The organism is Nocardioides bigeumensis (assembly GCF_039531755.1).
In the GTDB taxonomy this organism is placed as follows: domain Bacteria; phylum Actinomycetota; class Actinomycetes; order Propionibacteriales; family Nocardioidaceae; genus Nocardioides; species Nocardioides bigeumensis.
Genome location: NZ_BAAAQQ010000002.1, coordinates 333,668 through 351,439, shown reverse-complemented (window position 1 = coordinate 351,439; position 17,772 = coordinate 333,668). Strand labels below are relative to the sequence as shown.

The 17,772-nt window shown below is 71.6% G+C and carries 16 protein-coding genes; 7 read left to right on the top strand and 9 right to left on the bottom strand.

Annotated features, from left to right (window positions below):
- Positions 1 to 10 precede the first annotated feature (10 nt).
- Positions 11 to 1,093: a trans-sulfuration enzyme family protein gene (locus ABD295_RS02935; RefSeq protein ID WP_344302111.1), complete on the top strand. Its 1,083-nt coding sequence runs from the start codon at positions 11 to 13 to the stop codon at positions 1,091 to 1,093.
- Positions 1,094 to 1,125: 32 nt separating this feature from the next.
- Here the strand turns inward: ABD295_RS02935 and ABD295_RS02930 are convergent, their stop codons facing one another.
- A complete protein-coding gene (locus ABD295_RS02930) occupies positions 1,126 to 1,830 on the bottom strand; it encodes an alpha/beta fold hydrolase (protein WP_344302110.1) in 705 nt (234 codons plus the stop codon).
- 133 nt (positions 1,831 to 1,963) lie between these two features.
- On the opposite strand from ABD295_RS02930, the gene ABD295_RS02925 reads away from it, so the two are divergent.
- Positions 1,964 to 3,355, top strand: coding sequence for a lipase/acyltransferase domain-containing protein (locus tag ABD295_RS02925; protein WP_344302109.1), 1,392 nt, complete (start codon positions 1,964 to 1,966; stop codon positions 3,353 to 3,355).
- Positions 3,356 to 3,359: 4 nt separating this feature from the next.
- Positions 3,360 to 6,719, top strand: coding sequence for a CHAT domain-containing protein (locus ABD295_RS02920; protein ID WP_344302108.1), 3,360 nt, complete (start codon positions 3,360 to 3,362; stop codon positions 6,717 to 6,719).
- Positions 6,720 to 6,725: 6 nt separating this feature from the next.
- On the opposite strand, the gene ABD295_RS02915 is transcribed toward ABD295_RS02920, so the two are convergent.
- On the bottom strand, positions 6,726 to 7,727 hold the full coding sequence (locus ABD295_RS02915) for an NAD(P)H-dependent glycerol-3-phosphate dehydrogenase (protein ID WP_344302107.1): 1,002 nt from the start codon (positions 7,725 to 7,727) through the stop codon (positions 6,726 to 6,728).
- Complete coding sequence (locus tag ABD295_RS02910) at positions 7,724 to 8,512, bottom strand: lysophospholipid acyltransferase family protein (protein ID WP_344302106.1); 789 nt, start codon at positions 8,510 to 8,512, stop codon at positions 7,724 to 7,726. The genes ABD295_RS02915 and ABD295_RS02910 overlap by 4 nt, the downstream gene beginning before the upstream one ends.
- Before the next feature lie 67 nt (positions 8,513 to 8,579).
- Between ABD295_RS02910 and cofC the strand changes: the two genes are divergently transcribed.
- Positions 8,580 to 9,248 carry a 2-phospho-L-lactate guanylyltransferase gene (gene cofC, locus ABD295_RS02905; RefSeq protein ID WP_344302105.1) on the top strand — a complete coding sequence of 223 codons (669 nt, stop codon included), beginning with the start codon at positions 8,580 to 8,582 and terminating at the stop codon, positions 9,246 to 9,248.
- 4 nt (positions 9,249 to 9,252) lie between these two features.
- Here the strand turns inward: cofC and ABD295_RS02900 are convergent, their stop codons facing one another.
- From ABD295_RS02900 to leuC, 3 genes are all read right to left on the bottom strand, one after another.
- A complete protein-coding gene (locus ABD295_RS02900; protein WP_344302104.1) occupies positions 9,253 to 9,873 on the bottom strand; it encodes an HU family DNA-binding protein in 621 nt (206 codons plus the stop codon).
- A 150-nt stretch (positions 9,874 to 10,023) separates the two neighbouring features.
- Positions 10,024 to 10,626, bottom strand: coding sequence for a 3-isopropylmalate dehydratase small subunit (gene leuD, locus ABD295_RS02895; RefSeq protein ID WP_344302103.1), 603 nt, complete (start codon positions 10,624 to 10,626; stop codon positions 10,024 to 10,026).
- 5 nt (positions 10,627 to 10,631) lie between these two features.
- The gene (gene leuC / locus ABD295_RS02890; RefSeq protein ID WP_344302102.1) at positions 10,632 to 12,053 is read right to left on the bottom strand and encodes a 3-isopropylmalate dehydratase large subunit; all 1,422 of its coding nucleotides are present in this window, start codon (positions 12,051 to 12,053) and stop codon (positions 10,632 to 10,634) included.
- A gap of 86 nt (positions 12,054 to 12,139) precedes the next feature.
- Here leuC and ABD295_RS02885 point away from each other — a divergent pair, with 86 nt between their 5' ends.
- A complete protein-coding gene (locus ABD295_RS02885) occupies positions 12,140 to 12,862 on the top strand; it encodes an IclR family transcriptional regulator (protein ID WP_344302101.1) in 723 nt (240 codons plus the stop codon).
- Positions 12,863 to 12,869: 7 nt separating this feature from the next.
- On the opposite strand, the gene ABD295_RS02880 is transcribed toward ABD295_RS02885, so the two are convergent.
- The 3 genes from ABD295_RS02880 to ABD295_RS02870 form a co-directional block, all read right to left on the bottom strand.
- A complete protein-coding gene (locus ABD295_RS02880; protein ID WP_344302099.1) occupies positions 12,870 to 13,409 on the bottom strand; it encodes an NUDIX domain-containing protein in 540 nt (179 codons plus the stop codon).
- A gap of 152 nt (positions 13,410 to 13,561) precedes the next feature.
- Entirely contained in the window at positions 13,562 to 14,041 is a 480-nt protein-coding gene (locus ABD295_RS02875; protein ID WP_344302098.1) for a methylated-DNA--[protein]-cysteine S-methyltransferase, read from the bottom strand.
- The gene (locus ABD295_RS02870; protein ID WP_344302097.1) at positions 14,029 to 15,594 is read right to left on the bottom strand and encodes an AlkA N-terminal domain-containing protein; all 1,566 of its coding nucleotides are present in this window, start codon (positions 15,592 to 15,594) and stop codon (positions 14,029 to 14,031) included. Before ABD295_RS02870 ends, ABD295_RS02875 begins: the two co-directional genes overlap by 13 nt.
- 242 nt (positions 15,595 to 15,836) lie before the next feature.
- On the opposite strand from ABD295_RS02870, the gene ABD295_RS02865 reads away from it, so the two are divergent.
- On the top strand, positions 15,837 to 16,994 hold the full coding sequence (locus ABD295_RS02865) for a glycosyltransferase (protein WP_344302096.1): 1,158 nt from the start codon (positions 15,837 to 15,839) through the stop codon (positions 16,992 to 16,994).
- Between the two features lie 86 nt (positions 16,995 to 17,080).
- Positions 17,081 to 17,740: a hemerythrin domain-containing protein gene (locus tag ABD295_RS02860; RefSeq protein ID WP_344302095.1), complete on the top strand. Its 660-nt coding sequence runs from the start codon at positions 17,081 to 17,083 to the stop codon at positions 17,738 to 17,740.
- The last annotated feature ends 32 nt before the right edge of the window (positions 17,741 to 17,772 follow it).

Below are 17,772 nucleotides of genomic sequence, written 5' to 3'. Positions count from 1 at the left end.
TCTGGAGCCCATGACCGACGAGCCGACCGCCCAGACCACGGGTCTGTCCCCCGCGACCACAGCCGTCACGGCGGGGCGTCCCGAGCATCGGCCCGATGCGCCGTTGAACACCCCGATCACGATGGCGTCGACGTACGTCGCCGGCGGCGATCTGGAGTACGGCCGCTACGCCAACCCCACCTGGACCGCGTTCGAGGACGCGCTGGGCGCCCTCGAGGGCGGCCGCTGCCTGGCCTTCTCGTCAGGGCTGGCCGCCGTCTCGACGGTGCTCGACCTGGTCGGCCAGGGCGCCAAGGTGGTCGCGCCCCACCACGCCTACCACGGCTCCATCGCCCAGCTCGCCGACCTCGAGTCGCGTGGCCGGCTCAGCGCTCTGCTGGTGGACACCTCCGACACGGACGCGGTCGTGGCAGCGTGCGACGACGCTGCGCTGGTGTGGATCGAGTCGCCCACCAACCCGGCCCTCGAGCTGGCCGACATCGCCGCCATCACCGAGGCCGCCCATGACGCCGGCGCGTACGTCGTCGTCGACAACACCTTCGCGACACCGCTGCTCCAACGCCCCCTCGACCTCGGCGTCGACGTCGTCGTGCACTCGGCGACGAAGTTCCTCGCCGGCCACTCCGACGCCGTCCTCGGAGCGATCGTCACGCGCGACGACCAGCTCCACGACGTCCTCAAGCAGCGGCGTGACATGGTCGGCGCGATCCCCGGCACCCTCGAGGCCTGGCTCGCGCTGCGCGGCCTGCGGACCCTGCACCTGCGCGTCGAACGGGCCCAGGCGAACGCGCAGGCACTGGTCGAGCGTCTCCGCGGCCACCGGCAGGTGCAGGAGGTGCGCTACCCCGGCTTCGGGGCAGTCGTGTCGGTGGTCGTCGACGGGGCCGACCGCGCCGACCTGCTCACACGGACCACGAGCACCTGGGTGCACGCGACGTCGCTGGGCGGGGTGGAGTCGACCTTCGAGCGCCGTCGACGTTGGCGCACCGAGGCGGCCACGATCCCCGAAGGGCTGGTGCGGATGAGCGTCGGCATCGAGGACGTGGACGACCTCTGGGCCGACCTCGAGCAGGCGCTCGACAAGCTTCCGTGATCGCCCCCGGTGGCTGAGCTCGGTGCTCGAGCTCAGTCGAGACCGCGCGACGCGACCTCGATCAGCACCCGCGCCAACCGGTCGGGCTGGGTGAGCTGCGGCCAGTGGCCGCCGCCGATGTCGACGTAGTCCACGTGGTGAAGGGCGGCGACCTCGGGCACCTCGCCCGCCTCCACCCAGGAGCGGAGGTCGACGGCGGAGTACTCGGGGCACACCATCGTGGCCGGGACCTCGAGGCGGCGGTCGTCGGTCAGCCGGACCGGGTCCGTGCACACGTGCTCCGGCTGCGGGATCGCCTCGGCGTAGAACCTCGCGAGCCGTTCGCGGTCGAAGTCGCGGACGTTGGCCTCCTCCCCCACCTCGGCCCAGTCGGGCATGGCGACCTCGCCGTCCACGGCGGCCAGGCCGGGCAGGAGGGCAGCGCCATCCGGGGACGGGAAGCCGCCCACGTGGACGATCCGGGACACCCGGTCAGGCCGTGCGTCGAGGGCCTGGTGGGCGATGCCGCTGCCGATCGAGTGGCCCACGAGCAGCGCCGCGCCGTCGGCGGCGTCGATCGCCGCCACGACGGCGGCGACCTGGTCGGCCAGCCGGACCTGGGCCCGGTCCTCCGCGGCACGCTCCATGCCCGGAAGGGTCAGCGGGGAAGCGCGGTGCCCGGCCGACTCCAGCCTCGGCACGACCGCGTCCCAGCACGACCCGTCCAGCCACGCGCCCGGCACGAGAACGACGTCCATGAAGCCCCCTAGGTCTGTGTTGGTCCTGTGTCCCGACCCAACCACGCGTCGCCGACAGCCGGCCGCAAGCCTGGACCAGACCGCGACCTAGGACTCGTTGACCCCTCCCCTGCACGAGGATCACCCTCGAGTGATGAACGACGTCGTGGTGCTCATCCCGGGAATCGGCGGCTCCGCCCTCAGCAAGGACGGCAAGGAGATCTGGTCCTTCAGCGCTGGAGCCGCCCTGCGCGGCGTGCTCAGCCGCGGCGGCACGATCAAGGCCCTCGCCCTCGACGGTGACGATCCCGCGGCCGACGACCTCGGCGACGGCGTCACCGCGACGCGGCTGCTGCCCGACTTCCACGTCGTGCCGGGCCTCGACTGGCGCATCGACGGGTACGGACGCTTCGCCGCGCAGGTCGTGCAGAGGTTCGGACTCGTGGCCGGGCAGAACTTCTTCGAGCTGCCCTACGACTGGCGCCGTGACAACCGGGTGGCCGCGCGAACGCTGGCCCGGCGCTCGGCCGCCTGGCTGAAGGAGTGGCGCCACAGCTCCGGCAACGACGACGCCAAGCTGGTGCTGATCGGACACTCCATGGGCGGCATCGTCGCGCGGCTCTTCCTCGAGCAGCTCGAGGGCTGGAAGGACACCCGCACGCTGATCACCCTCGGCACGCCCTACAGCGGCTCGGTCAACGCGACCGAGTTCCTGGTCAACGGGTTCAAGAAGGGCTGGGGTCCGTTCACCGTCGACCTCACCGACACGATCCGGTCCTTCACGTCGGTCTACCAGCTGCTGCCGTCGTACCGCTGCCTCCAAGGCGACGGCGGTGCCTGGCTGAACCTCGACGAGGTCGACTGGTCGGGCAGCGGCGTGCACCAGGACCGGCTCGTCGAGGCGATCACCCTGCAGCGCGACCTGCGGGCCGCCGTCGACGCGCGGCTCGCGGCCGACGCCGGCCCCGGGTACGAGGTACGACCGGTCATCGGCGACTTCCAGCGCACCCGCTGGGCGCTGCACCGTTCCGGCGACGGCGCCGGGACGACCGTGCGGGCGATGTTCGCCCGGGCGGCCGGGGAGGACGGCGGCGACGGCACCGTCCCCAAGATCTCCGCGTCCCCCCACGAGCTGCTCACGGGGTTCCAGCAAGCGGCGTTCATGAGCCAACGGCACGCGTCGCTGCAGAACGACGACCCGGTCCTCGACCACATCGGCGGCCTGCTGCGTCGTACGCCGCTCGACCCGGTCGACGTCTTCCCGGCTGCCGACACCTCCGTGGCGCTGGAGGTCGAGGACGTCACCACCGACGAGCCCCTGGTCGTGCGGGCGCGCAGCGCGGCCGACCTCCCCCTCACGGCGACCTTGGAGCCACTCGCCGGCGGCGCCCCGCTCGTCGTGCCACTCGTGCCCTCCGCCGACGGCTGGCAGCAGGCGGAGCGCGACGCGCTCGCCGAGGGCGACTACCGGGTCACCGTCGGAGGTGCGGGCACCCATGCGGTGACGGACGTGGTCAGCGTGGTCGACGTGTCCACGATCGGCTGAGACCGTGGCGACTCCCCCCACGCGCGACCTCGACGTCTTCGACCTGAGCGTCCTCGACGCCGGCAGCCACGTGTGGGTGTCGGCGAGCTCGTCACAGGGCTCGGTGTTCGGCGTCCCCCGTGAGCCGCTGACCTGGACGCTGCCCGGTGACTCGGCCGACCCGTCCGCCTGGCTCGCCGGGGCGGTACGGCTGGCTCGCCGCGAGGCCGGGGCGGACGCACTCGTGGTCGGCAAGCAGCTGCACGACCTGGTCTTCGGCGTCCCCGACATCGCCGCGCTCTTCCAGCAGACCCGCGGGGCCGCGGCAACCCGGGGTGCCCAGGTCCTGCTCCGCCTGCTCGCTGCACCGTTGAGCCTGAGCCGGTGGCCCTGGGAGACGATCCTCGACCCCCAGCGACCCGAGCAGTTCCTCGCCATGGCCCGCGACGTCCACGTGGTGCGTGCGGGACGGGCACGCACGTACGCCGTCCGCGCCGAGCCGCTCGACCCGCCGCTGAACCTGCTGATGGTGATGTCGAGCCCGCTGCCCGAGGGGTCGACCGCCGAGGAGACGCCCTTCGACCTCTACGAGGAGAAGCGGGCGCTGCTCACCGAGCTGCGCCCCCTGGAGGACCGAGGACTCCTGCGGATCGAGGTCGAGGACCGGCCGACGATGGAGCGGCTGCGCGAGCGGATCGGCAAGCAGCAACGGGGTTTCCACGTGCTGCACTACCTGGGTCACGCCCAGCCCGCTGGGCTGCGGCTGGAGCGCGCGAACGGTCGTGGCGTGCTCGTGCCGAGCTCACGGCTCACCGCACTGCTGCAACAGATGCCCGACCTGCGACTGGCGGTGTTCGCCGGCTGCGAGACCGCACGGGCGGAGAACGACCCGGCGGCCGGCACCTGGCCCGGTCCGCTGTCGATCGCCGACCTGTGCGTGCGGGACGCGGCGCCGATGGTGGTGGGCATGCAGGCGGTGCTGCCGTTCGGCACCGAGCGGCTGCTGACCCGCTTCTTCTACCAGGCGCTGACCGCGGGCCAGCCCGTCGCCGAGGCCCTCCGGCTGGCGCGCCTGGCAGTCGCCGACGACGAGCACACCGGCGGCACCCTCGTGAACTGGGCGGTGCCCAACCTCTTCGTCGGCGGCAGCCTGCCGGGTCCCGTGATCGACCCTGGAGCCCGGGCCGAGCCCTTCAGGCGACCATCGCGCGTCGCCCTGCGACTGGGTGCGCGACAGCGCGACCTGCGTTTCATCTCCCGACTCACGTTGCTGCGCCAGGCGGTCGACGTGCTCTCGGAGCGCAACCAGGCGCGGCTGCTCAAGATCGTCGGGCGACCGGGAAGCGGCAAGTCGTCCTTCCTCGACAGGACCCTGGAGGAGCTGGACGAGGGCGTGCGCATCCTCTCGGTCAGCGCCACCCAGCTGATGGCCGAGGACGATCCACTGGGCGAGCTGTGCGACCTCGTGGTGGAGCTGCTCGACCGCGCTGGGCACAAGGTCGGCGGCCGGCGCCCCAAGGACGCGAAGGACTGGTGGGACAAGCGGATCCTCGAGGAGCTGACGGACGTGCGGCTCGCCCTCGTCGTCGACGACGCCGACGCGCTCGTGGGCGAGAAGGGTGACCTGGTCGTCGCCGCGCTGGCCGCGCTGCTCCAGCGACGCAGCCGGGTGCGCGTCGCGGTCGCCTCCACCACGGAGCTGGTCGCACTGACCGCCGACCTGCCCAGTCCCCACGTGCAGCCCGTGCTCCTGGAGGGCCTGGACTGGAAGGACGTCTGGCAGTGGATCCGGCGCAACCAGCCGATCCTGGCGAGGTATCAGGAGTCCGACCTCGCAGGCTACTTCTCCAACCTGAGCCGCCTGGAGCAGTGGGACGAGCTGGCCGCGCGCATCGAGGAGCGGGCGAACGTCGCGACCACGGACATCAAGGACATCGTCGACCAGATCGCCGCGAGCCTGCCCACGAGCGGCACGCCCGCTCCGCCGCCGCCGGTGTTCGGCAGCGAGCCGGTGCCGCCACCCACCGTCGCCCAGAGCGGGCACGAGCCGGCGCCCGACGTGATGCGCAGGTCCCTGCGGGTCGCGGTCGCCGGGCAGCACACCGAGAACCGCGAGGCGGAGTTCGGCCGCGCGGTCACCCAGCTCGCGGCCGAGCACTGGGTGTCCGGCCGCGTGGTCACCTCCGAGGGCACGGACGTCGCGTCGTCGCTGGCGGAGCTCCTCACACTGACGTCGCCCTTCATGGACGGGACGGCCACCTATGACCGCATCGTCGCCTGGATGGACCAGGCCGTGGCCGCCGACGTCGTCGTGCTCGACTTCGGCGGTCCCGAGAACGACGAGAACGTCGCGGCGGCCGCCGGCCGCCTGACGGAGGCCGGTCGACTGGTGATCGCCGCGGGCGGCAACAGCGCCGCACCGTCGTACCCGGCGTGGGCGGAGGACGTGCTCGCGGTCGGAGCGCTCGACGAGGCGGGATCGCCGACGGCGTACTCGCCGTTCTTCCCAGACGCGGGCAAGCCCGACATCTACGCCCCGGCCCGAGTGGCGGAAGGGGCGATGGCCGACATGCTGGCCGATCCGACGATCCAGGGGACGTCGGTGTCGGCGCTCAACGTCGCCGCAGCGGCGATCATCGTGTGGGCCACCGACCGCGGCCAGACCGCCGGTGACGTGCGCAGCGTGCTGCTGGAGACGGCCCGGCCGCTGCCGGCCGGCCGCCGCAAGCGCGCCGCACGAGCACGGGCGCTGGACGTGGAGGCGGCGCTCGCCGAGACCAGGAGGGAGCGCCTGCTCGACAGCCTGCTCGTCGAGCCGGCCGAGCTCTCCCAGATCCTCGCCGAGACGGGGCTCCGGCCGGAGGTGGCGGTGCCCCTGCTCGACGAGCTCGTGGCGGCTGGACGGGTGTTCCGCAGCACCGTGGGCGGCGCCGAGGTGTTCGAGGACCGCGAGGGGCTGGCGCAGACCTACACCCAGGTGCGGGCCGAGCAGCCCTCCGGCTGGGACCGCACGCGCGAGCTCGGACGCGTGGTCCGGAGGGCCGGCGACCTCGCGCGGAGCGGACGCATCACGGCCGACAAGGTGCAAGGCCTCTGGAGAAGCGGGCAGGAAGGCAGGCGGATCGTGGCGCTCGGCGCCATCGACGTCCGACCGGACCTGGGCACCCTCGACATCGTGTTGTCCGGCGTCACCGAGCCGCGGTCGTCGTTCGAGCAGTACCACGCCCTGCGGGCCGGGGTCGCCCTCGCGGCCACCCTCGACGACGCCTCCCTCGACCAGCTGGTGGCCGCGGCCGAGTCCGCGCTCGACAAGGACCACCTCAAGGGCACGGACCGGGCCACGCTCGTACGCCGGCTCCAGGAGCTGCGGGCCGGCAGGAGCTGACCCTCCTCAGTCGGTCTCGGCCTTGGTGTCGCGAGCGATGAAGGCCTCCATCATGTCCTCGGCGGTGAGGCGCCCCGCGACGACGGCGTCGACGTGCTCGGCGATCGGCGCATCCACTCCGGTACGCCGGGCCAGTGCCAGCAGTGACGAGCACGACTTCGCGCCCTCGGCCACCTGTCGCGTGGAGGCGTAGATCTCGTCGGTGGTCATGCCCTTGCCGAGCTTCTCTCCGAAGCTCCTGTTGCGCGACAGCGGCGACGAGCAGGTGGCGACGAGGTCACCGAGGCCGGCCAGGCCCATGAGGGTCAACGGGTTGGCGCCCAGGGCCATCGCCAGCCGCGCGGTCTCGGCCAGGCCACGGGTGATGACGGACGCGGTCGTGTTGTCGCCGAAGCCGAGGCCGACCGCCATGCCGACGGCGAGACCCACGACGTTCTTGTAGGCACCGCCGAGCTCGCAGCCCAGCACGTCGACCGACGTGTAGGGGCGGAACGCCGGCGAGTGGCAGAGGTCCTGCAGCCGTCTCGCGACGTCCTCGTCCTCGCAGGCGACGACCGACGCGGCCGGCTCGCGCCGGGCGATCTCCGGGGAGAGATTGGGACCGCTGAGCACGGCGATGCGCTCGGGTCCCGCCCCGGTCACCTCGGCGATGACCTCGCTCATCCTCTTGAGGCTGCCGAGCTCGACGCCCTTCATCAGCGAGAGGAGCACCGAGTCCGGCTCGATGTGCGGTGCCCACTCGGTGAGGTTGCCCCGGAGCGTCTGCGACGGAGTCGCCAGCACGACCACCTCGGCGCCCGCGAGCGCCTTCTCGACATCGTGCGTGGCGCTCACCGACGGGGGCAGCTGGATGCCTGGTTGGTAGTCGGGGTTCTGGTGGGTGCTGTTGATCGCGTCCGCCAGCTCCTCGCGGCGCGCCCAGAGCACCACGTCGTTGCCGGCGTCGGCCAGCACGAGCGAGAACGCCGTGCCCCACGACCCGGCGCTGAAGACCGCCACCTTCGTCATCTGAGCCGCCTCTTCCTGCTGCCGGTCCTGCTGTTGTGCCTGCCCTTGGGGTTGCCGATCTGCTGGCCGCCGGAAGAGCTCTGGTCGAACCTCGTCGTCGGGGCGGGCTCACCGCGCAGCTCAGCGACGATCTCGGTGATGGCGGCCATGATCCGCTCCGTCGTCTGGTGAACCGTCTCGCGGGTGACGCGCAGCGCCAGCAGGTCGTCGAGAGCCACCGGGTCGCCGACCTTCATCGTGATGTGCTTGCGCGGGAAGAGATCGGGTGTCCTCGCGTACGGCGGCAGGATGTCCTGCGCTCCCCACTGCCCGACCGGGATCACCGGACAGCCGGTGGCGAGGGCGATCCGCGCGGCACCCGACTTGCCGGTCATCGGCCACAGGGCTGGATCCCTGGTGAGGGTGCCCTCCGGATAGATCACGACGCACTCGCCGTCGTTCACCGCGTCGACCGCCGCGTCGTAGGCGCCGATGGCGTTGCGGCTTAGCCGCTCGACGGGGATCTGACCGGCCGACCGCAGGAAGCCTCCGACCACGCGGTTCTTGAAGAGGCCGGACTTCGCGAGGTAGCGCGGGATGCGGCCGTGGTCGTAGACGAAGTGCGCCATCGTCAACGGGTCCAGGTGGGAGATGTGGTTGACGGCCACGATGCACCCGCCGGTCGCCGGGATCTTCTCCCCGTCGATCCAGGTGCGCGACGCCAGCGGGATCAGGATCGGCTTGAGGACCCCCGCGCCCACCAGGAACGTCCAGGGCCGGTCCTGGTTCAGCTTGCGCACCCGCACGCGGAGCAGGCTACTCGCATGGTGACCGGGCACCCTGCAGCGGAACGGCCGTGGCATGCTCGCCCCGATGACGCAGCGGATGCATCGCCGGTGGGTGGCCGTCGTACCAGTGAAGTCACCCTCGCTCGGCAAGTCGCGGCTCGCCGGCCCCCGCGCCGGTGACCGCAGAGCGCTGGCCCTCGCCTTCGCCCTCGACACCCTCGACGCGATCCGCGCAACACCCGGCATCGCGGAGGCGGTCGTGGTCACCTCGGACGACGAGGTCGCGCACCTCGCGCAGCAGCGCGAGTGTCGCGTGCTCCCCGACGTGGGCGGATTGAACCCGAGCCTGATCGCGGCGGCAGGGCGTTTCACCGGCATGGTCGTCGCCGTCTGCGCAGACCTTCCGGCGCTGCGCCCCGACGACCTCGCCGACGCGCTGGCGCAGGTGCGGGACGGTGAGAGCGCCTACGTCGCCGACCATCTCGGCTCCGGCACGACGACGTACGCTGCGCCGGCGGGCGGGTTCGAGCCGAGCTTCGGGCCGGACTCGGCCAGGGTCCACGAGAGCGCCGGGGCCGTCGCGCTGGCCGGCGACCTGACGACCCTGCGCCGCGACGTCGACACCGCCGGGGACCTGGAGGAGCTGGCCGCGCTCGGGCTCCTCGGTCGGCACACCACCGGGGTCTGGGCGGACCGGAGAGGGGCCGGAGACGCCGAGACGGCGGGCCCCTTCAGGGACCCGCCGTCTCGGTAGTTCTTCAGGACTTCTTGGCGGCCTTCTTGGCCGGCGCCTTCTTGGCGGGCGCCTTCTTGGCCGGGGCCTTCTTGGCTGCGGCCTTCTTGGCCGGAGCGGCCTTCTTGGTCACGGCCTTCTTGGCGGGCGCCTTCTTGGCCGGAGCGGCCTTCTTGGTGACTGCCTTCTTGGCGGGCGCCGCCTTCTTCGCCGGAGCCGCCTTCTTCGTCGTTGCCTTCTTGGCGGTCGCCTTCTTGGCCGGTGCAGCCTTCTTGGCGGTCGCGGCCTTCTTAGCCGGAGCCGCCTTCTTGGCCGGCGCGGGAGCGGCGGCCTTCGTGGCCGTGGCGAGCGTCAGCTTCGGCAGCTTCTTCGCGCCGGAGATGACGTTCTTGAGGTCCTGGCCGGGAGTGAACTTCGGCACTGACTTCTTCTTGGTGCGGATCCGCTGACCCGTGGCCGGGTTGCGGGCGAAGCCCGCGGCCCGGACTCGCTTCTCGAACGAGCCGAACCCCGTGATCGCGACCTTCTCGCCCTTCGCGACCTCGCGGGTGATGGTGTCGAGGACGGACTCGAGCGCGTGCTGTGCCGCCTTTCGGTTGCCCTCGAAACGCGCGGCAAGCGCGTCTACAAGCTGTGACTTGTTCACTAGCTTCCCTTCCAGTGAAGAGTTTGAGCCGGGCCACTGCCCGGCATTTCCCTTGCACGCTAGGCACTTGTGGACGCAGTCACAATCGCGACGCTCCGTCGCGAGGCGGTTTTTCCTTGTATTGACGGGTTTTTGGGACGTTTGGGGCGTTCAGGCCATCGTGCGCGGACGGTGTGCCGGGCGCCGGGCCTCGAACGCGGTGATGTCAGCCTCGTGCGAGAGCGTGATGCTGACGTCATCGAGGCCCTCGAGGAGGCGCCACCTGGTGTAGTCGTCGATGTCGAAGCTGTCCTCGATCGCGTCGGGACCCTCACCCGCACGGACGGTGCGGCTCTCGAGGTCGACGGTGACCTGGGCGCCGGGCTGCTCCTCGAGCAGGTCCCACAGTCGCTGCACGACCTTCTCGTCCACCTTGGCGGCCAGGAGTCCCGACTTGCCGGAGTTGCCGCGGAAGATGTCTCCGAAACGCGACGACACGACCGCCTTGAAGCCGTAGTCCTGCAAGGCCCAGACGGCGTGCTCGCGCGACGACCCGGTGCCGAAGTCGGGCCCGGCGACCAGCACGGACGCTCCGGCATAGGCGGGATTGTTGAGCACGAACGACTCGTCGTTGCGCCAGGCCGCGAAGAGGCCGTCCTCGAACCCGGTGCGGGTGACCCTCTTGAGGTAGACGGCGGGGATGATCTGGTCGGTGTCGACGTTGTTGCGGCGCAGCGGAACTCCGACGCCGGTGTGCGAGGTGAACTTCTCCATGACGCTCAGACCCTTTCCAGCACGACGGGCTCGAGGTCGGTGGGCGCCGACAGCGTGCCCCTGATCGCGGTTGCGGCGGCCACGGGAACGGACACCAAGTGGGTCCGCCCGCCCTTGCCCTGCCTGCCCTCGAAGTTGCGGTTGGACGTCGATGCGCTGCGCTCGCCAGGAGCGAGCTGGTCAGGGTTCATGCCCAGGCACATGGAGCACCCGGCGCCGCGCCACTCACCGCCCGCCTCCTTGAAGACGACGTCGAGGCCTTCTTCCTCGGCCTGCAGACGGACGCGAACCGAGCCCGGCACCACGAGGAGGCGGGTGCCCTCGGCCACCTTGCGGCCCTTGACGACCTCTGCGGCCGCGCGCAGGTCCTCGATGCGGCCGTTGGTGCACGAGCCGACGAAGACCGTGTCCACCTTGATGTCGCGCAGCGGCGTACCGGCCGTCAGGCCCATGTAGGTCAAGGCCTTCTCGGCCGAGATCTTGTCGTTGGCGTCGTCGAAGTCCTCGGGACCGGGGACGACGCCGCCGAGCGGCACGCCCTGGCCCGGGTTGGTGCCCCATGTGACGAAGGGCGTCATGGTCGAGGCGTCGAGCACGATCTCCTCGTCGAACTCGGCGTCGTCGTCGGTGCGCAGCGAGCGCCAGGCCTCGAGCGCGGCATCCCAGTCGGCGCCCTTGGGGGCCTCGGGGCGGTCCTTCAGGTAGTCGAAGGTGGTCTGGTCGGGCGCGACGAGTCCGGCCTTGGCGCCCCACTCGATGCTCATGTTGCACACCGTCATCCGGGCCTCCATCGAGAGCTCCTCGATGGCCTGGCCGCGGTACTCGACGACGTACCCCTGACCGCCTCCGGTGCCGGTGTGGGCGATAAGCGTGAGCACCAGGTCCTTGGCGGTGACGCCCTCGGGGAGGCTGCCGTTCACGGTGACCGCCATGGTCTTGGGTCGGGCCTGCGGCAGCGTCTGCGTCGCGAGGACGTGCTCTACCTCGGAGGTGCCGATGCCGAAGGCCAGGGCACCGAAGGCGCCGTGCGTGCTGGTGTGGCTGTCGCCGCAGACGATGGTCATGCCGGGCTGGGTCAGTCCGAGCTGCGGGCCGACGACGTGCACGATGCCCTGCTCGATGTCACCGAGGGGGTGCAGACGGACGCCGAACTCCTGGGCGTTGCGGCGCAGGGTCTCGACCTGCGTGCGGCTGACCAGGTCGGCGATCGGCTTGTCCTGGTCGACCGTCGGGACGTTGTGGTCCTCGGTCGCGAGGGTCAGGTCGGGCCGGCGGACCGTCCGCCCAGCGAGGCGGAGCCCGTCGAACGCCTGCGGACTCGTCACCTCGTGGATCAGGTGGAGGTCGATGTAGAGCAGGTCGGGCTCGCCGTCCTTGCTGCGCACGACGTGCTCGTCCCAGACCTTCTCCGACAACGTCTTGCCCATGGCGTCGGCATCTCCTTCACGACGGTTCGATCTATCCAGGCAATGTAGACCTTGCATCCCATGATCTGAGATGAGAATATCGGTATATGGACAACGGATCCGGTGTCGGCGTTCTCGACAAGGCCGCACTCGTACTCTCCGCCCTCGAGTCCGGGCCCGCCACCCTGGCCGGGCTCGTGGCAGGCACGGGGCTGGCCAGGCCGACCGCGCACCGGCTCGCCGTCGCCCTCGAGCACCACCGCCTCGTCGCCCGCGACATGCAGGGCCGGTTCGTGCTCGGACCCCGTCTCTCCGAGCTGTCCGCCGCCGCCGGCGAGGACCGGCTGCTCGCCGCCGCAGGCCCGATCCTCGCCCGGTTGCGCGACATCACCGGTGAGTCCGCCCAGCTGTGGCGCCGCCAGGGTGAGCACCGCGTCTGCGTCGCCGCGGCCGAGCGGCCCTCGGGGCTGCGCGACACCATCCCCGTCGGCTCGCAGCTGACGATGCGTGCCGGCTCCGCCGCACAGGTGCTGCTCGCCTGGGAGGACCCCGAGCGCATGCACCGCGGACTGCAGAACGCTGCCTTCTCCGCCACCGCCCTCTCGGGCATCCGCCGTCGCGGGTGGGCCCAGTCGGTCGGCGAGCGGGAGCAAGGAGTGGCGTCGGTCTCCGCACCGGTCCGCTCCCCCGGAGGCAAGATCATCGCGGCCGTGTCCGTGTCCGGTCCGCTCGAGCGACTGTCGCGCCAGCCCGGCCGGATGCACGCGCCTGCCGTGCTCGCCGCGGCGGAGCGGCTCTCGGAGAGCCTGCGACGCGCGGCCGCCGAGTAACCCGCGGCTACAGCTTCCCGAGCGCCACCGCCGCGCACAGCAGCGCAGCCAGCGACTCCGAGTCGTCGATCTCGCGGTCGCGGACCATCCGCATCGTCTCGGCCCACGGCACCCGTCGTACGCCGGTGATGCCCTCCTCCTCGTGCGCGGCACCCTCGACCTCGCGCAACCCCCGCGCTAGGAAGACGACCTCGGGCGCGTCGCAGACACCGTTGAGGGCGAACATCCGCGTCAGCTCGGTCCAGTCGTCCGCCTCGAGCCCGGCTTCCTCGCGGAGCTCGCGCTGCGCGGCCGACAAGGGGTCCTCGCCATCGGTGCCGCCTGCCGGGACCTCCGTGGACATCGTCTGCGTGGTGTAGCGGAAGAGATCGACGAGCACCACCTCGTCGGCGTCGGTGACGGCGACGACGAACACCGACGGGTGCTGCATCTCGACGACGCCGTATCGGCCCGGACTGCCGTCAGGCTTTGTCACCTCGTGCTCCCTCAGCCGCAGCCAGGGGTTCGCGTAGATCGTCGTGGACGCGTGTGTCTGCCAGCCGGTCACGCGGCCATCATGCCGATGGATGAGCCGATAGATGAGCCGACGGATGAGTACGTGGGCCGATGTCGTCACGGGCGACCCGGCCTTGGATGGGGAGGCCGGCGCCGCGTCCCTGTGGTGGGCGACGCGGCGCCGGCCGCTGCGGGCGACGCGGCTCAGAACAGCGCGTCCTGCTCGATCTCGAGCAGCAGCTGCTTGCGCTCCAGCCCGCCGGCGTACCCGGTCAGCGTGCCGTTCGCGCCGATGATCCGGTGGCACGGGATCACGATGGGGATGGGGTTCTGGCCGTTGGCGAGGCCAACCGCACGAGACGCGGCATTGGTCTTGCCGATCCGGTGCGCGATCTCGCCGTACGTCGCGGTGTCGCCGTAGCCCACGCCCAGCAGTGCGTTCCAGACCGTCCGCTGGAAGGCCGTGCCCTCGGGGGCGAGCGGCAGGTCGAAGTCCTTGCGGTCACGGGCGAAGTACGCCGTGAGCTGGGCGACCGTCTCCGCCAGGACCGGGTGCGTGTCGTCGCGATCCCCGAGGGGGCGTCCCTTGCTCGGTCGGAACGGCGAGAACTCGATGGCCGTCACCGCCCCGTCGTGCTCGACGATGCGCAGGTCGCCGACGGGCGAGCTCATCAGGGTCCACATGGTCGGTTCTCCTTCGTGCTGCGGGCTGCTTCGAGTGCAGGGGGTGCCGGGTGGGCCGGCATCAAGGTGTTCCAGAGGTGCATGAGGGCGTAGGACCGCCAGGGCGACCAGGAGCCGCCGTCGCGCCACGGAGTGTCGTCGGCCGGGTCGTGACCCAGCCGGACGAGCACCTGACGGACGCCGAGGTCGGTGGGCAGGAAGACGTCGGGGTGGCCCAGGGCACGCATGGCGACGTAGTCGGCCGTCCACGGTCCGATGCCAGGCAGGGCCAGCAGCCGACGGCGTACGTCGTCGCGGTCCGGACCCCGGTCGAGCGCGACCTCGCCGCTGGCCAGCGACGTCGACAGACCGACCAACGCGCGACCGCGTGCCCGGGGCATCGGCAGCGTCTCGGGGTCGACAGCGGCCAGCGTCGCCGCGTCGGGGAAGATGTGAGTGAGGCCGGGGATCCCCGTCTCGACCGGGCGTCCGTACGCCGCCACCAGCCGGCCGGTCACCGTCGACGCCCCCACCACGCTGACCTGCTGCCCGATGACGGTGCGCACGGAGGTCTCGTCGCCGTCTACCTGGCCGGGAACGCGAAGCCCGGGGGTCGCACGCGCGAGCCGGCCGACGAGCGGGTCGCCCGCGAAGTGGTCGCCCACGGACACCGGGTCGCAGTCGGCGTCGACGAGCCGGCGCGCGCGCTCGACAGCTGCTGCGGTGTCACGGAGGTCGGTGAGGGTGAAAGCGGCGGTCACGAAGGCCGTCTCCCCCGGCTGCTCGGACTGCGGGAACGACAGCCGCACCGTGCCCGGACCGTGGGGAAGGTCGAGGGTGCGGGCGTACCAGTCCGGGCCGGCGGTCTCCACGCCTGGCACGAGGTGGTGCGCGAGGAAGCCCAGGAACGCGCCGCCCGCGTAGGGCGTGCGCACCGCGAGGCGCAGCTCGAGCTGGCCGGTGACCGCGTGGGCCGCCACGCGACGGCGACCGCGCAGCTCGGTGGGCGACAGCGCGTAGACCTCGCGCACGGTCTCGTTGAACTGACGGATGCTCGAGAAGCCCGACGCGAACGCCACGTCCGACAGCGGCAGCTCGGTCGTCTCGACCAGGGTCCGCGCCGTCTGTGCCCGCTTGGCGCGGGCCAGCGCCAGCGGTCCCGCGCCGAGCTGGGCTTTGAGCAACCGGGTCAGGTGACGGGAGGTGTAGCCGACCCGGCCCGCCAGGCCCTCGACGCCTTCGCGGTCCACGACGCCGTCGGCGATCAGCCGCATCGCCCTGCCGGCCGCGTCGGCGGCGACGTCCCAGTCGGGGCTGCCCGGGGTCGCGTCGGGAAGGCAGCGCTTGCAGGCGCGGAAGCCCGCAGCCTGGGCCGCGGCCGCCGTCGGGTGGAAGCTCACGTTGCGGTACGCCGGCGTGCGGGCCGGGCAGCTCGGCCGGCAGTAGATGCCGGTGGTGTGCACCGCGGTGTAGAAGACGCCGTCGAAGCGACGGTCCCTCGACTTCACCGCCCGGTAGCAGGACTCGTCGTCCAACTGGGCGTCCAGTCGCTGAGGCTGCTCGGTCGTCGTCATGCCACCATCCTGCCGGGTGACCCACAGGTGTACTAGCGGGAATCGGACACGAGGGCCGATAGGGAGACCCCTGCCCGCGGCGGTCCCGGACTCCTGGTGACGGTCGCTCAGGACTCTTAGCATCGTGGGCATGCAGATCACCCAGACGCTTACGCCCGAGCGAACATGCGAGCAGTCCACACCCCTGTGCTGCCTGGCCGACACCGTCCTCGCTTGGCAGGCCGGCAGAAGGTCCTGAGCCGGTGCGCGTCCTGGTCGCGACGCTGCCTCTGTGGGGCCACCTCCGGCCGCTGCTGCCGCTGGCGTCTGCCCTGGTGTCGCGTGGTCACGAGGTCATGTGGGCCACCGGACCCGACGCCTGCGCCCGCGTCGAGGGCCTTGGCTTCCGGGCGGTCCCGGCCGGCCTCACTGAAGAAGACTTCAACACCGCACGCGACGCGGGCCAGCGTCGCTTCGCCCACCTGCCTCCGGAGGAGCGCCCCAACTGGCTGGCGCCTTGGATCTTCGGCTCGGGTCGGGCGGGACCGATGCTGCACGACCTCAGGGAGCTCGTCGCCGAGTGGCCGCCCGAGCTGGTCGTGCACGACCAGGCGGAGTACGCCTCCGCGATCGTCGCAGGAACCCTGGGGATCCCCCACGTCTCGCACGGGTTCGGTGACGTGCTGCCCACGGTGCGGGTCGCCCGGACCGGTGACGACGTGGCCGGACTGTGGCGCGCTGCCGGGCTGACCCCGCGCCCGTACGGCGGCAGCTACGACCACCTGTACCTCGACATCTACCCGCCCGGCCTCGCGATGTCGCCACGCGACCACATCTCCCGGCGCCAGCTGATCCGCCCGGTGCCGCCCTTCGGCGCGGTGCCCGGTCCGCTGCCCGGCCCGCTGCGGCACCTGACGGACCGCTCGCTGGTCTACGCCACCCTCGGGACCGTGTTCAACGATCCCCGGTTGCTTGCCTCGGTGGTCGGGGCGGTCGCGAGCCTGCCCGTGTCGGTGGTGGCCACGGTGGGCTTCGACATCGACCCGGCGGCGTACGGTGACCAGCCGGAACACGTGCACCTGGCGCGCTTCGTCCCCCAGGACGACCTCCTGCCGCACTGCGCCGCCGTGGTGTCGCACGGCGGGTCCGGCACCTTCCTGGCGGCTCTTGCACACGGCCTGCCGCAGGTGTTGGTCCCCCAGGGCGCCGACCAGTTCCTCAACGCGGCAGCAGCCGAGCGGGCAGGAGTGGCGATCGTGCTGAGAGGGGACCAACAGGATCCGGACCGGATCCGGCAGGCGGTCTCCATCGTCCTCGAGGACCAGGGCTTCGCCGCGCGAGCGGCCCTGGTGGCTGAGGAGATCGCCGCCATGCCGTCGGCAGACCAGGTGGTGGATCGGCTCGACGACCTGTTGCGGTGACCTCGCTGCGGGAGTCGTCATTGCTTGACCACCCCTGCGCGGAGGGAACACCCTCGTCACGTCGCCTTCCGAAGCAAGGAGCCGCTGTGACGACCTCACCCCCACTGCCCCTCGTCGATGCCACGGCGATGATCCGCTTCCACCGCATCTTCCGCGAGGCACTCGACGCAGCGCCTCGCTTCATCGGCGAGGTCGCCGCCGGCGACCACGCCCGTGCCGACCATGTCGGCGGCTACTACGCCAACGTCCTGGCGCTGCTGCACGCGCACCACGAGGCGGAGGACGACACGATCTTCCCGTGGATGCTGGAGCGACTGCCCGAGCACGCCGAGCTGATCAATCGCGGCAACGCCGAGCACGAGGCCGTCGTCGGCAGGCTCGAGGCGGCCGAGGAGGCCCTGGTCTCCTGGCGCGCGGCGCCGTCGGACGGCTCGCGAGCGGAGCTGCTGAGCACCCTCGACACTCTGGGCGAGAGCCTGATCGAGCACCTCGACCACGAAGAGGCGGACGTGGTGCCGTTGATCGGCCAGTGCATCGACGTCGCCGAGTGGGGCGCCATGAGCGCCAACGCGTTCCAGCGGTTCTCCGGTGACAAGCCGTGGCTGGTCATCGGCCTCATCCAGGAACAGCTGCTGCCGACCGAGAACGCCACGATGGAGGCCAACATGCCGCCACCCGCGCGCGACTTCTGGCTCGGCACCGGGCGAGGGATGTTCGAGGAGTACGTCGGCGCGCTGAGGTCGTGAGCACCGGCTGTCCGCGGTCCCCCGCCGCCGAG

Excerpts from the sequence above, each read along its gene's own strand:
- cofC (WP_344302105.1), top strand. The coding sequence starts at position 8,580 with ATGACGCAGCGGATGCATCGCCGGTGGGTGGCCGTCGTACCAGTGAAG.
- ABD295_RS02885 (WP_344302101.1), top strand. The coding sequence starts at position 12,140 with ATGGACAACGGATCCGGTGTCGGCGTTCTCGACAAGGCCGCACTCGTA.
- ABD295_RS02915 (WP_344302107.1), bottom strand. The coding sequence starts at position 7,727 with ATGACGAAGGTGGCGGTCTTCAGCGCCGGGTCGTGGGGCACGGCGTTC.
- ABD295_RS02870 (WP_344302097.1), bottom strand. The coding sequence starts at position 15,594 with ATGACGACGACCGAGCAGCCTCAGCGACTGGACGCCCAGTTGGACGAC.
- ABD295_RS02935 (WP_344302111.1), top strand. The coding sequence starts at position 11 with ATGACCGACGAGCCGACCGCCCAGACCACGGGTCTGTCCCCCGCGACC.
- leuC (WP_344302102.1), bottom strand. The coding sequence starts at position 12,053 with ATGGGCAAGACGTTGTCGGAGAAGGTCTGGGACGAGCACGTCGTGCGC.
- ABD295_RS02925 (WP_344302109.1), top strand. The coding sequence starts at position 1,964 with ATGAACGACGTCGTGGTGCTCATCCCGGGAATCGGCGGCTCCGCCCTC.
- leuD (WP_344302103.1), bottom strand. The coding sequence starts at position 10,626 with ATGGAGAAGTTCACCTCGCACACCGGCGTCGGAGTTCCGCTGCGCCGC.
- ABD295_RS02930 (WP_344302110.1), bottom strand. The coding sequence starts at position 1,830 with ATGGACGTCGTTCTCGTGCCGGGCGCGTGGCTGGACGGGTCGTGCTGG.
- ABD295_RS02875 (WP_344302098.1), bottom strand. The coding sequence starts at position 14,041 with ATGTGGACCCTGATGAGCTCGCCCGTCGGCGACCTGCGCATCGTCGAG.